Annotated in this window: 13 protein-coding genes; 1 reads left to right on the top strand and 12 read right to left on the bottom strand. The window is 39.1% G+C overall.

Annotated elements, in window-relative coordinates; all coding sequences use genetic code 11:
• Positions 1–8: 8 nt before the first annotated feature.
• From H8Z77_RS03690 to H8Z77_RS03670, 5 genes are all read right to left on the bottom strand, one after another.
• Positions 9–509: a UvrB/UvrC motif-containing protein gene (locus H8Z77_RS03690; protein WP_186996214.1), complete on the bottom strand. Its 501-nt coding sequence runs from the start codon at positions 507–509 to the stop codon at positions 9–11.
• A 17-nt stretch (positions 510–526) separates the two neighbouring features.
• A complete protein-coding gene (locus H8Z77_RS03685) occupies positions 527–982 on the bottom strand; it encodes a CtsR family transcriptional regulator (RefSeq protein ID WP_069988810.1) in 456 nt (151 codons plus the stop codon).
• Positions 983–1,325: 343 nt separating this feature from the next.
• A complete protein-coding gene (locus tag H8Z77_RS03680; protein WP_186996213.1) occupies positions 1,326–1,799 on the bottom strand; it encodes a hypothetical protein in 474 nt (157 codons plus the stop codon).
• Positions 1,800–1,858: 59 nt separating this feature from the next.
• Positions 1,859–2,320, bottom strand: coding sequence for a hypothetical protein (locus H8Z77_RS03675; protein WP_186996212.1), 462 nt, complete (start codon positions 2,318–2,320; stop codon positions 1,859–1,861).
• Between the two features lie 26 nt (positions 2,321–2,346).
• Positions 2,347–3,048, bottom strand: a complete 702-nt coding sequence (locus H8Z77_RS03670; protein ID WP_186996211.1) for a hypothetical protein — start codon at positions 3,046–3,048, stop codon at positions 2,347–2,349.
• Between the two features lie 344 nt (positions 3,049–3,392).
• On the opposite strand from H8Z77_RS03670, the gene H8Z77_RS03665 reads away from it, so the two are divergent.
• Positions 3,393–3,539, top strand: a complete 147-nt coding sequence (locus tag H8Z77_RS03665; protein WP_162840611.1) for a hypothetical protein — start codon at positions 3,393–3,395, stop codon at positions 3,537–3,539.
• A 480-nt stretch (positions 3,540–4,019) separates the two neighbouring features.
• Here the strand turns inward: H8Z77_RS03665 and H8Z77_RS03660 are convergent, their stop codons facing one another.
• From H8Z77_RS03660 to H8Z77_RS03630, 7 genes are all read right to left on the bottom strand, one after another.
• Complete coding sequence (locus H8Z77_RS03660; RefSeq protein WP_069988806.1) at positions 4,020–4,241, bottom strand: hypothetical protein; 222 nt, start codon at positions 4,239–4,241, stop codon at positions 4,020–4,022.
• A gap of 114 nt (positions 4,242–4,355) precedes the next feature.
• Positions 4,356–4,658 (bottom strand): BMC domain-containing protein, encoded by a 303-nt coding sequence (locus H8Z77_RS03655; protein ID WP_083256444.1) that lies wholly within the window; start codon positions 4,656–4,658, stop codon positions 4,356–4,358.
• Between the two features lie 215 nt (positions 4,659–4,873).
• A complete protein-coding gene (locus H8Z77_RS03650) occupies positions 4,874–6,190 on the bottom strand; it encodes a 2-hydroxyacyl-CoA dehydratase (protein ID WP_186996210.1) in 1,317 nt (438 codons plus the stop codon).
• 3 nt (positions 6,191–6,193) lie between these two features.
• On the bottom strand, positions 6,194–9,127 hold the full coding sequence (locus H8Z77_RS03645) for an acyl-CoA dehydratase activase-related protein (protein WP_333724057.1): 2,934 nt from the start codon (positions 9,125–9,127) through the stop codon (positions 6,194–6,196).
• A gap of 496 nt (positions 9,128–9,623) precedes the next feature.
• Positions 9,624–10,064, bottom strand: coding sequence for a dUTP diphosphatase (dut, locus tag H8Z77_RS03640; protein ID WP_069988803.1), 441 nt, complete (start codon positions 10,062–10,064; stop codon positions 9,624–9,626).
• A gap of 92 nt (positions 10,065–10,156) precedes the next feature.
• Positions 10,157–12,436, bottom strand: coding sequence for an adenosylcobalamin-dependent ribonucleoside-diphosphate reductase (locus H8Z77_RS03635; protein ID WP_069988802.1), 2,280 nt, complete (start codon positions 12,434–12,436; stop codon positions 10,157–10,159).
• A 134-nt stretch (positions 12,437–12,570) separates the two neighbouring features.
• Positions 12,571–12,915 (bottom strand): cupin domain-containing protein, encoded by a 345-nt coding sequence (locus tag H8Z77_RS03630; RefSeq protein ID WP_069988801.1) that lies wholly within the window; start codon positions 12,913–12,915, stop codon positions 12,571–12,573.
• Positions 12,916–12,954 lie beyond the last annotated feature (39 nt).

Raw genomic sequence — 12,954 nt, 5'->3', positions numbered from 1 at the left:
TTCACTCCTTACTGTTCCAATTCCTGTTCCAGCTGTTTAATCTGGTCTCTTAATTCAGCGGCTTTTTCAAACTCTTCCTGTTCTACTGCCTTTTGCATCTGGGCTTTTAACTGGTCAAGTTCCACTTTTTTCTTGTATTCCATACCCGCAGCATTAGAAACTTTTCCAACATGCTTTGTTTTTCCATGGATATTTTCCAGTGTAGGAAGCAATTCTTTTTCAAATGTATGGTAACATTCATCGCATCCCATCCGTCCCAACCTTACGATATCATCCCAAGTGGAATGGCATTTGCTACAAGTTTTGCGGGTACCAATGGTTGGAGTTCCAAAGGCATTGGTTAGGAAACCGGAAAAAATATCATTCATATTAAATCCTGAAAAACCTCCCATTCCAATTCCTAGTTCTTTTGCACAATCTTCACATAGGTGTAAAGTCGTTGTTTTTCCGTTTACAGTTTCTTGATAATAAGTTGTAGCTTCTTTTTTCTGGCATTTTTGGCAAAGCATAAATAAGACCTCCTTTATCAGTCCATTGCATTCAATAACATTGTTTTAAATAACCTGGCCCGTACTCTTGGTCGATATTCCACTGGAACCAAGTTTTTGTAAGTATTCTCGCTGATGGCGGACATTATTATTTTAGCCTCTTTTTGGGTTAATAACTTGTCGCAACACAGGTTTTGTAAAATAATTCTTGCAGAATGTTCATCCAATGTGTTCCCCACCGAGTTAATCAGGTGCATCATCACATCGCGTTGGGAAGGTTTTACTCTCATAATTTTGATATAACCTCCGCCGCCTCGCTTACTTTCTATAATATACCCCTGCTCGGGAGTAAACCGGGAGGTGATAACATAGTTAATCTGGCTTGGAACACAGCCTAGTTCCTCGGCAAGTTCGTTCCGTTTAATCCTAGTGGCCCCGCCTTCCTGATCTAATAGCTGCTGGATTGTTTCAGCAATCATATCTGTGATATTCATTTGATTCACCTCGTTTGACTTTTCCTGATCTTTGACTTTATTATACCTTTAAAGTCAGTTAAAGTCAAAGTCAACTAAAGTCAAAAATCAATTTATTTTTCTCTAAAAATCAAAAATATCTCTTGTATTCTACGATTTTCAAATGAAATCTATTTTTTTCTTTTATTTTAAGCTTTTTATTAATTGAATGAAATTTAAACTTGCAGCAAAATCTACAAACTACCGAAAATTCGGCATTGCCCTTTTAAAATAAATATTAGATTACCATAAAAAAGAAAAGTCAAACCATTCTTTGACCAAACGAAAGGTCAAAAAACAGTTTGACTTTTTCTTGCTCCGTAAATTAATCGACCAACAAACGGGTTAACAGTTCTTTATTGCTATTAATTTCCGTCCGAAAAAATAATTGGGTCATAAAATGGGCACATAGGATCAAACCAAGCGGTCCAATTATTAGCTCTATACTCTTCACCGCACAGCCTATGAGAAAGAACAAACACGCAAAAGCTGTAAAAAACACCAGAAAAATCGTTACATAAGATTTGAGCCGCATCGTAATATGTATCATAGTTTTTCCTTCTTTCGGCTCAATAATTCCATAAATATCCGGTAAGAAACTGTTCCGAACCACCGGAACCGGAGTAATATGAAAACCGTTCCGATACAGTTCCCCATAATAAGGAGTCCCATAATTTAATTTGGGAAAACCAGATTTATTGGGGTTACTGGATGTAGTATTACTCTGGATAATTTTCAAAATTGTTTCCGGGCTTTTATGGGAAACAATATCAAATTTACTCTTTGGTAAAAATTTCATATCATCCACCTTCTTTTCCTCAAATAGCATTAGATATCAAAATTATTCCAATAACCTAGTCAGTATTTTTTTATTTGTATTCGGAAAATGATCTGCGCTATTATATGAAAGGCTAACACCATAGCAGGCAATTTGATACTTAATAAAATATCGCACTTCATAACAGTAATGAGAAGAAGGAAAAACAAGAGAGAACCAGCTGTAATCAATGCTAAAAAAATCTTAGCAAAACGGTCTAACTTCATGGTAATGTGTAAAATCGTTTTGTCTTCTTTTCGATCCAATACCCCTATAATATTCGGTGGGAAATAGACTTGAAAAAAGGATTCTGAAACCGGTGAAACACAAAAACCATTCCAATATGATTTTCCATAATACAAAAAATTATCATAAGGATTGGAACTGTATATTCGGAAAGGATCTCTAGTAACAGGGACTGTATTCCGATTGATAATTTGAATAATGGTTTCCCCAGTTTTATGGGAGATAATATCAAACTTGTTGGTATATAAAAAGCCCATAACTTTTCTCTCCATAATCACACCACTTATTCCATTTTCTGTCCATCAATCATTACTGATGTGGCAATTGGCTTGGTATCTTCGCTTCCATCCCACATATAGGTGAGATCAAACTCACTGGTTGCCTGGTTCCCAGCATCATCGTTACAATTCACATGGCCAATTACCTGATAAGAGGTTCCACTAGTAGTAATAGTCCAATCTTTTCGGTCTGATGAAAATACAGCTGTCTCTGGATAAAACAAGTATTCTTTTACTACTTCCTGGCTTTGCTCCATCAAAGTCTCTTTTTGTGCAATGGTAACGATTCTGTCTTCCACCTGTTCCCACACGGTACCATCTTGATAGAAAACAATTTCGTTATTACCGCTATCTACTTCACATACCGTTTCATCTGGATAAAGGTATGCCTTAAATTCATTTTCCTCATAAATAATTGTAAATGATTTATTCCCATTTTCCAAAGTTTCTGTTGTAGTAAACTCCATATTTTCGGTTACCATACCCACTGCGGCACAGGCATCATAAATATTCTGGATTGCCTGTGTAGAAACACCATACTGTTCTGCCAATTCTTCCTGAATGGATTTATGAGAAGATTCTGGTTCAGAAGACATCTGGGAAGCAGATTCCTGGAGACTTCCCTCTTGCTTTCCACAGCCCGTAATCATTAACCCCATACATAAAGCAGCCACTACGATAGCCACTGCTTTTTTGCTTTTATTCATTTTAACTTCCCCTTTGTATCGGTTTCTATTTTCTATTTTACAGTTTCATTGTAACTTCTTATTGGTTTCCATTATATCATAAACTCAATTTTTTGTCATTACAGATTCTTCGTTTCCGTTATTGTATAGTTAATAATACATATGGAATACATTTATATATTTCCTCTGCATATATCGCAGAATAAAAAAATATTTTTATTGTTATTTTAAATTATCTCTCTTATACTAATTTATTCTAATAAAATCATTCTTTTTCTTTTATTATCTTGTATTTTATTTTGTGTAACACCTAAAACAGGGTTTACATAGTATAAGGTGTAATTCAAATTAAGGAGGCATTTTTTATGGCTTGTTGTAACAATAATTTTGGTGGAAATGGTTTCTTTGGCGGTAACTGTTGTTGGTGGATTATCATTTTAATCCTGATCTTCTGCTGCTGCGGTGGTAATGGTAGTGGATATGGCAACAACAATGATTGCTGCTGTGACTAATTAAAATTCCATAATTTTAAAATGTATCCCTGTTACCTAATACCACTCCTAAAAAGGAATGGTATGGGATAAAACCAAAATAAATACCCCCGGCAAAGCCGGGGGTATTTCATATGCAGGGTATATCAGCACATGTCATATCATGTTAATGCAGTCTCTGATAGCTGAGAAATGTATTCACAAGTTCTAAAAATTCCTTATTATTAATCCTCTTATAGATATTCGGAATATGCTCTTGTGTTTCTCTCACTGTAAATATAAGGATGTCGGTTTACAAACAAATTTCCAATTAAGCAGTATAGATTCTATTTAATGGCTATGCTGTTTTTTCTGCTTATTTGTTTTATCTGGCACCTTTTAAATCAATGTAGCTACTGTAAACGGTTTGTTTAAAAAATGAATTATATTTATTTCCGTTTTCACTTAAAGATAGTAGCATAAAAAAATCCGTTGTAATAACCTTACAACGAATTTTAATTCTTATTCAAATTCAAGCTCTTGCTGAGAAGAAATCAGGCGGTCCAATTTTTCTACCTGAGTATGGACAATACTGCCACAATCTTTACAGACGGTGTACACCAAATTACTCAGGTTCCAAGAATTCGCTACTTTGCTAGAACCAGAAATCGCCTGTACCCCATAGCCTTTGATAAAATCAGTTCCCCCACAATAGGGGCATTGTTCAATTTTAATTTCTTTCATAACATCATTTCCTTTTAAAAAGAACACCATATGGTGGAAATAAAAATGTATGATTTGCAATCACGATTGAATCAGTTGTTATTTTCCGATATTATTATAAATCAACTGAATAGATTATAAACCCTCTCGGATTCTTCTCACTGCTTCTTCCACAGCGGCTACATCTCCTAAGATGCCAAGGCAGGTTAAATGCTGCGGGCAATTTCCTGCAATTTCAAACACAGTGACCCCAGCGGCTTTTTGTGCCAAATCACTGGCATAGATTAGGTCACACACATCCCCATGACAAAGTGCTAAAGCGTTGCTAAAATCTAGCTTTTCTTTGATATCCTTTAACCTGCACCTTGCAGCTACAATATCCTTTGTGCCTTGGGATATATTTTTAATGACCCTTATTTTCATTCCAAAGTCCGCCATGAGAAGTATTCCCCTTTTTGTAAGATAATAATATTATACTGCTATTTTTTCTTTTTTTCAAGTAAAGGATGTCTGTTTTTATTGAAAAGAACTATAACGACCCTTTTGTACTGGCATATATTGTTTCTTTTCAATAAAATTAAAGCAGTGGATACCAGCAAAAAGATAAGAATGACCCACCATGGGAAAAACACGGTGAATCATCCCTACCACGATCAAACAGGTTGTGCTTGTTTGGTTTTTGCGGAAATCTGTTGTTTTTGCTCCTTTTCTTTTAATGCGTCTTTCGCAGTGGAGAGCATGAGTTTTAAACGGTTTTCCTGATTTACCTTGGTTGCACCAGGATCATAATCAATTGCTACAATATTGGCGTTCGGGTTGTGGTTACGGATTTTACGGATCATCCCTTTCCCAGCAATATGGTTTGGCAAACAGCCAAAAGGCTGAGTACAAACCACGTTTTCAGTACCGCTGTGGATAAGTTCTACCATTTCAGCAGTTAACAGCCAGCCTTCCCCCATTTTATTTCCATAACCAATGTATGGTTTTACCATCTTTTTAATGGTTTCAAAATCTGCAGGAGCCTGGAATTTATCGCAAGCGGCAATGCTGTCAATAAAAATTTTTTGCACTTCCAATAGGTATTTTTTGAATTTTGTCACTACAAAATATTTTAATTTGCTGCCGCCATATAGGTCAATATCCACAATACGGTTATCCACTTTAAAGATGATAAAATCCATCAGACCTGGAACAACAACCTCTGCCCCTTCATCAAACAGAAATTTTTCCAAGTTATTGTTTGCTAATGGAGAGTATTTTACATAAATTTCCCCTACAATACCAACTTTTACTTTGTTGGTTTTTTCAATTACCACATTGGAAAAATCCTTTACCATAGCATCAAAGTTAGCTTTCATTGGCTTTTTGCCAAAACCGTTGCTGTGGCGGTATTGGTCTGTTAATCGTTTTACCCACTGCTGTACTTTTTCATCTGTTTGCCCTTGGATGACTTCATAAGGACGGAGTTGGTTGGATAACAGCATGAGCATATCCCCATACATCAAGGCGGAAACCAATTTTTGAATCAGGCTAATGGTCAAGGAAAAACCCGGATTTTTCTCCATACCAAAACTGACAGAAACCACCGGAACCTGTGGGAACCCCGCTTTTTTCAAGGCTTTCCGCAACAGATGGATATAGTTGGAAGCACGGCATCCTCCCCCTGTTTGCGTGATAAACAGCGCAGTGCGGTTAGGGTCATATTTTCCGCTTTTCAACGCATCGATAAACTGCCCCACTACTAGCAAACAAGGGTAACAAGTATCATTATGTACATACTGTAAGCCTTCCTGCACCACATTTGGACCAGAGTTGGTCAACAGTTCACAGTTATAGCCTTCGTTTTGTAAAATATTCTGAATCAAGCTGAAATGGACTGGAAGCATATTAGGGATTAACAGCTTGTATTCGGATTTCATCTCTTTGGTAAACAGGAGCCTCCCGTTTTTATCATATACTAATTTTGCCATAGATTAACCTCCGTGTTTCCTTTCTTCAATTGCAGCGAACAAGCTTCTGATACGGATTTTGGTCGCACCCAGGTTGTTAATCTCATCAATCTTAATCTGGGTATACAGTTTGCCTTGGCTCTCCAACAAGGAGCGGACTTCGTCGGTAGTAATGGCATCTACTCCACAACCAAAGGATACCAGTTGAATCAAATTCATATTGTCGTGTTTCGCCACTTCTTCGGTTGCCGCATACAGGCGAGCATGGTAGGTCCACTGGTTCCAGACGCCAGTTTTTGGATGGTCTTCCTGGGAAATAATCGAATCCTCCGTCAACACAACCGCACCGTAGCCGGTAATGAGGCGATTGATGCCATGGTTGATTTCTGGGTCAATATGGTATGGCCTACCTGCTAAGATTATGACAGGATAGTTGTTCTGTTCCGCGTAAGCCAGTGCTTCTTTCGCATAAGCAGCCATATCCTGACGGAATTTTTCATAAGCGGTATAAGCTGCATCACAAGCACGTTTGATTTCGTCTTTGCTGACTTTAAAGTACTGGTTGAAGATCTGATAAGCGTGTTTCGTAAAGTCCTTGCGGCGGTCAACCCCTACATAATCCATAATAAAGGTAACATCCTGCATCCTTGCTACATTTGCCTGGATAACTTCTGGATAATAAGCAACAACCGGACAGTTATAATGATTATCACTGATTCCTTCGTCAAAGTTATAAGTCATACAAGGGTAGAAAATCGTGGTAATCCCCATATCCAACAGAGCTTCAATGTGACCATGAACCAGTTTGGCCGGATAGCATACAGTATCCGAAGGGATGGTATGCTGACCTTTAACATAGAGTTCCCGATTGGAACGAGGGGAAAGGACAACCTCAAACCCCAGTTCGTTGAAAAAGGCATTCCAGAATGGCAGATTCTCGTACATATTCAACGCCATTGGGATACCAATTTTCCCACGGCTTCCCGGCTTGGTTGGAAGGGATGTTAAGTAATTGTATTTATATTCAAATGCGTCATATTCAATTTGGAATTTGCTGTTTCCAGTAAAGCGGTCGCACTTATTTCCAGAAATAAAAGTTTCCCCATCGGAGAATTTATTGATGGTCAAGCGGCAGTGGTTTTCACAACCCTTACAGGTGGTAGCTGTTACGTTGTGGGTAAAGTTTTGCAGCCCTTGTAAATCCAGAGTAGTAGACGCCCCGGAAGTATTGTGCATGGCGTACAACGCACAACCGTAAGCTCCCATCAAACCGGAAATTGGGGTGCGGATTACATTAACCCCTAGTTCTTTTTCAAACGCACGGAGTACAGCGTCATTTAAAAAGGTTCCCCCCTGCACCACGATATTTTGTCCCAGGTCTTTTGGGGAATTGGCACGGATTACTTTATAAACCGCATTTTTCACGATACTGATGGACAAACCGGCGGAAATATCCGCTACTGTTGCCCCTTCTTTTTGTGCCTGTTTCACAGAGGAGTTCATAAATACGGTACAACGGGAACCCAAATCAACTGGCGTTTCGGCAAACAACCCTTGTTTCGCAAATTCTTCTACTGTGTAACCCAAAGCTGTAGCGAAGGTTTCCAGGAAGGAACCACAGCCGGAAGAACACGCTTCGTTTAACATAATGCTATCCACCGCATTGTTTTTCAGTTTAAAGCATTTCATATCCTGCCCACCGATGTCGATGATAAAATCAACATTTGGCATAAAATATTTTGCTGCGTTAAAATGCGCCACTGTCTCCACCAGACCAAAATCCAGTTTAAAGGCGTGCTGGATCAGTTCTTCCCCGTAACCAGTAACTGCACTACCTTTGATGGTAACCCCATCCCCCATGGTTTGGTAAATCTCCATAATAGCGTCCCGAACAATTGGCACGGCGTTCCCACTGTTGGAACAATATTTCTGGTATAAAATACCCCCATCTGGAGTGATTAACACAATCTTTGTAGTGGTGGAACCAGCGTCTACACCCAGGTAAGCATCTCCCTGGTAGGTTGCCAAATCCACATAATTGATTTTAATCTGGTTCTGGCGTTCCAGAAATGACTCATATTCCGCTTGATCCCGAAATAAAGGCTCCAATGTGGTCTGTACATTCTTTTTCCGTTCTTTTTTTAAAGAAGTAATAATATCAGATAACTGGCAAGTATCCAAGTTTTCGGAATATACTGCTGCTCCCAATGCAATAAAGTACTGGCCGTTTTCCGGGAAAATAGCATGTTCTTCATCCAGTCCTAAAGTATCCACAAAACGGGCGCGCAACCCTTGAAAGAAGGTCAATGGACCACCTAAAAAAACAATCTTTCCTTCGATTTCTCTGCCTTGTGCCAGACCACCAATCGTTTGGCTAACAACTGCCTGGAAAATACTTGCCGCCAGGTCATTCTTTTTGGCACCTTGGTTGATCAAAGGCTGGATATCCGATTTGGCGAATACACCACAGCGGGAAGCAATGGTGTACAGCTTTTCATAATCTAGGGAGAGGCGGTCAAATTCATCCAAATCAACCCCTAGCAAGATTGCCATCTGGTCGATAAACGCCCCTGTTCCTCCTGCACAGCTTCCGTTCATACGAACTTCTGGCATACCGGACAGAAAGAGAATTTTCGCGTCTTCCCCACCCAATTCGATAATCGCGTCAGTATCAGGATAATAGCGTTTTACCGCCAACTGGGTAGAGTATACCTCCTGCACAAATGGAATATTGTTTTCCTGAGATAACCCTAAACCAGAAGAACCTGTAACAGAAATCCTCACTGGGTCGCCTTTTACAATAGTATCATTGATATGTGTTAATAATTCTGTTGCTTTTTCCCGCACTCTAGCGCGGTGACGTTCATAGGATTTATAAACCATTTTATCCTGTTCATTCAATACCACACATTTAATAGTAGTGGAGCCAACGTCAAGACCAACTCTGTAAATTCCCAATGTTCATTCCTCCGAAAAAAATAACCCTAATCAATTTTATGTAACGCATCAAGCGCGTCTTTTTCCAAACAATATAATAACGAAAAATGTCAAATCCTATTATATTCTCTCGAATTGTAAAATTCACCTTAGTAATGTAAATTTGATTGCTTTAATATGAATATAATATGAACAAAACTCTTGTTAGATAACATTATACATTATTATAACATAGTGTTTTTCTAAAAATCAAGGCTTAATTATGGTAAATGCCTAAATTTATGGAAATTGTTTGTATAACAATGCCAAAATACTAGGAAACAGAACTAGTTATTAATAATATCCAAATTAATATATTAAAAATACAAACCTATAGTTTATAAATTGGGCATAAAAATACTCTGCCCTATTTCACCACGAATGTATACAATATTTCGCTAAAGTTTAATTTAGCGAATCAATTATCTTGCATGAATAAAAAGCGGCGAGAAAAATGATCTTGCCGCTCTTTTAAAAATTATTTTGTGCCTGTACTGCCAAACCCACCTTGGCCACGTTCTGTTTCATCCAAAGAGGAAACTTCCTCAAATTCCGGCTGCTCTACCGGCATGATAACCAGCTGGGCAATGCGGTCGTTTGGTTCCACGGTAAAAGCTTTTGTGGAATGGTTCTGTAACCCCACAATCAATTCCCCACGATAATCACTATCAATCACACCAACGCAGTTTGCCGGGGTAATATTGTGTTTAATTCCCAGCCCGCTTCTCGCAAATACAAAAGCGGCCAGTTTATTTGTAGGCAGAGCAATTGCCAAACCAGTTGGGATTTTTACAGTCTCCCCTGGCTGGATGGTAATTGTTTCGGTAATGCAGGCATGCAGGTCGCACCCAGCACTTCCAGAAGTAGCTGGTTTTGGAACAATGGCGTTTGGATTTAATTTTTGAATGCTAATTTTCATTTTGGAAACTCCTTGCGGTCAAAATTTTGCCATGCAGAATATGGATACAAAATCTACTATCACACAGCAAACCATGGTTTTATTTCTTGATATTAATAACATTTACTCCATCCGCAACTTTTGCAGATATTGCATCCACCTTCAAAGGCCAATGGTTCTCCACACTGTGGGCAGAGGATGGATTCTTTATTGATATTTTCTACCTTTTTTGGCTTTTCCTTTTTGGTTGGTATTGGTTTTGGCTTTGGTTCCTGATTCCCCAGTTCTGCCTGTACTTCATTGTACATATCCAATAGGGCGTTCCCCACTGCCATCGGGCAGCAAGACCCTTTGGAAGTATCGTTACGGGTTGCCTTCCGTACTGTATAAGATGGACAGGAACCTGTGCTATTCAATTGGTCGATAATGGTGTAAATATCAATTCCACCACGGGCACTGATGGAAATCATACGGGAAAGCCCAATCATAAAATTATTACATCCCCCAGTACTTCCTTTGCTCAAATAAGTCTCCAGCAATGCACCAGTGTTAGTATCAAACAATGCAATACAGTGGAGGCTGCCACATCCTGTCATCAATTTACGCTTTTTGCCGATAACATCATCGCTTACCTGGACTATGTCCCCTCTGCCCAAACCTTCTCCAGCAGTTGGAACCTTCTTTTCATCTGGTGTGGAATCGGTTGTTAAGATTCCAACCCTTTGGCAGCCATCACGGAAGATCGTAATGCCTTTTAGCTTATTTTCATAAGCATACATATAAAGGTTTTCGGTTTCTTCTACAGTGAACTGGTTTGGTACATTAACAGTGGAACTGATAGAAGCATCAATATGGGTTTGCCAAATCGCTTGCATCTGAATCCGCTGTTTGTAATCCAGCGTCATAGCAGTAATAAAGTATTCCGGCAAGTCGCTGTCATCCATGATATTATGCTCTTTCATAAAATGTTCTACAATTGGAGTGTATACCTTATAGTAAACATCCTTACCATGGAGGGATTCTGTTTTACGCTCGTAATAGTTGGCGAATATTGGTTCAATTCCCCCGGAAATCCCCAGCATGGTGGAGAGGGTTCCCGTTGGGGCAATGGTCAACAATTGAGAATTGCGCAACCCATATTTTTTTACCAAATCCCTAGTTGCTTGAGAAGTATTTTTCAGGAAATATGGGGTTGTAGTGATTTCCTGGATATTGCATTTTGGGAATGGTCCATGTTCTTTCGCCAAACGGGCAGATTCCGCAATCGCAGTATCCGCCATAGCAAAACCAATTTTGTCGCACAGCGCAATGGCATCTTTGGAACCATAAGTAATTCCCAATTTAATGAGCATATCTGCTAATCCCATAATACCCAGCCCAATCTGGCGCCAATTACGAACGCTTTCTTGCTGTTCTTTTAATGGATGTAGTGGAAGCCCTTCTTCCAACACGTCATTTAATCCCCGTACCGCAATGCAGACCGCCTGTTTAAATCCATCAAAATCAAAAGCGGCGGATTCGGTAAATGGATCGTTGACAAAGTTAGTAAGGTTTAAGCTTCCTAACAAGCAGCTCCCCCCTGCTGGGAGAGGTTCTTCCGCACATGGGTTTACCCCGGCGTATTCAAATTCTTTTGTATTGCTTAACAGATTCCAGGAACGGATAGTATCCCAGAACAAAGCTCCAGGTTCCGCAAAATCCCAGTTGGTTTCCGCAATTTTGTGGAAGAGTTCCTTTGCGTTGACTTCTTTTGTAATCTGTTCCCCGGTTTCCAAACGGGTATAGTTCAAAGTGTATGGCTGATTCTTTTTCACAGCCTGCATAAAATCATCAGTAATACGGATAGAGATATTTGCTTTGGTCACCTTGTTCAAATCAGTTTTGATCCCAATGAATTCTTCTACATCCGGATGGGAACAGGAAATCGAAATCATCAATGCGCCACGCCGCCCATTTTGACCAATCAGTTCTGTTACTAAGGAATATAAATCCATAAAGGACACCGACCCACTAGTATGTTTGGCAGCGTTGTTAATCCTTGCACCCCGTGGGGAAAGCTTAGAAATATCCGTTCCACATCCACCACCATAACTATAGGTGCGCGCCAATTTGGTAGCACATTCAAAAATACTTTCAATATTATCTTCTGGAGGGGAAATCACATAACAGTTGCTTAAACTTACTTTTTTGCCTAAATGTTGCAATCCTCTATTGGATAGAATACGACCGCCATATAGAAATTTTTGCTCTTTTACCAACTGCTTTAGTTCCTCTGACCCTCCAGTAATACGATCCAACCAATGGTCAAAAGTTTCGTTCTCATAGCAGTATTTATTTTTCCATATATCCAGCCCAAGCTGATTATGTTCCCCTAGCCATTCTTTTGCTTCCATTTTATTATAAAACCCCTTTAACTATAATCATATACAACATATTGTTGTGAATACTATCATATCACACTAGAAATAGAAAATCAACTTTTATTTCTTACAAAAAACAACGGAATTTTCTGAAAGTTTCTACGGGTTTATTGTTCCCCTTTGATAATTATCGCCAAAAATACTAAGTCTTCTTTGGAAGGATTTGAAATCCCATGGCTATGCCCACTAGGAGTAAAGGTCAAATCCCCTGCTGTTACTGGATATTCTATACCGTCATCGTTGTAAATCCCGTTTCCCGATAAAATATAGTAAGTTTCACTCTCGTTAAAATGGGGGTGGTATTTTAATTTCCCTCCGGTTGGCATTACCACTTTTGCCACCATGCGGCATTTACCATCCATCTGCTCGGTATTTAATAGATGTTCCACCATCATTGTTCCTTGTTCGATTTCACGCAGTTCTGTTTTCCGTTCTTCTGGCTTTGTTATCATAGCAATTTCCTCCTTCAAGCAAAATCAGACCATACTGGA

It is taken from the genome of Clostridium facile (genome assembly GCF_014297275.1).
Classification (GTDB): domain Bacteria; phylum Bacillota; class Clostridia; order Oscillospirales; family Ruminococcaceae; genus Massilioclostridium; species Massilioclostridium facile.
Note: the sequence above shows the minus strand (reverse complement) of the source record. Positions and strands in the feature narration are given on the sequence as shown.

Excerpts from the sequence above, each read along its gene's own strand:
- H8Z77_RS03690 (WP_186996214.1), bottom strand. The coding sequence starts at position 509 with ATGCTTTGCCAAAAATGCCAGAAAAAAGAAGCTACAACTTATTATCAA.
- H8Z77_RS03670 (WP_186996211.1), bottom strand. The coding sequence starts at position 3,048 with ATGAATAAAAGCAAAAAAGCAGTGGCTATCGTAGTGGCTGCTTTATGT.
- H8Z77_RS03635 (WP_069988802.1), bottom strand. The coding sequence starts at position 12,436 with ATGGAAGCAAAAGAATGGCTAGGGGAACATAATCAGCTTGGGCTGGAT.
- H8Z77_RS03650 (WP_186996210.1), bottom strand. The coding sequence starts at position 6,190 with ATGGCAAAATTAGTATATGATAAAAACGGGAGGCTCCTGTTTACCAAA.
- H8Z77_RS03665 (WP_162840611.1), top strand. The coding sequence starts at position 3,393 with ATGGCTTGTTGTAACAATAATTTTGGTGGAAATGGTTTCTTTGGCGGT.
- H8Z77_RS03660 (WP_069988806.1), bottom strand. The coding sequence starts at position 4,241 with ATGAAAGAAATTAAAATTGAACAATGCCCCTATTGTGGGGGAACTGAT.
- H8Z77_RS03680 (WP_186996213.1), bottom strand. The coding sequence starts at position 1,799 with ATGAAATTTTTACCAAAGAGTAAATTTGATATTGTTTCCCATAAAAGC.
- H8Z77_RS03685 (WP_069988810.1), bottom strand. The coding sequence starts at position 982 with ATGAATATCACAGATATGATTGCTGAAACAATCCAGCAGCTATTAGAT.
- H8Z77_RS03675 (WP_186996212.1), bottom strand. The coding sequence starts at position 2,320 with ATGGGCTTTTTATATACCAACAAGTTTGATATTATCTCCCATAAAACT.
- H8Z77_RS03630 (WP_069988801.1), bottom strand. The coding sequence starts at position 12,915 with ATGATAACAAAGCCAGAAGAACGGAAAACAGAACTGCGTGAAATCGAA.
- dut (WP_069988803.1), bottom strand. The coding sequence starts at position 10,064 with ATGAAAATTAGCATTCAAAAATTAAATCCAAACGCCATTGTTCCAAAA.
- H8Z77_RS03655 (WP_083256444.1), bottom strand. The coding sequence starts at position 4,658 with ATGGCGGACTTTGGAATGAAAATAAGGGTCATTAAAAATATATCCCAA.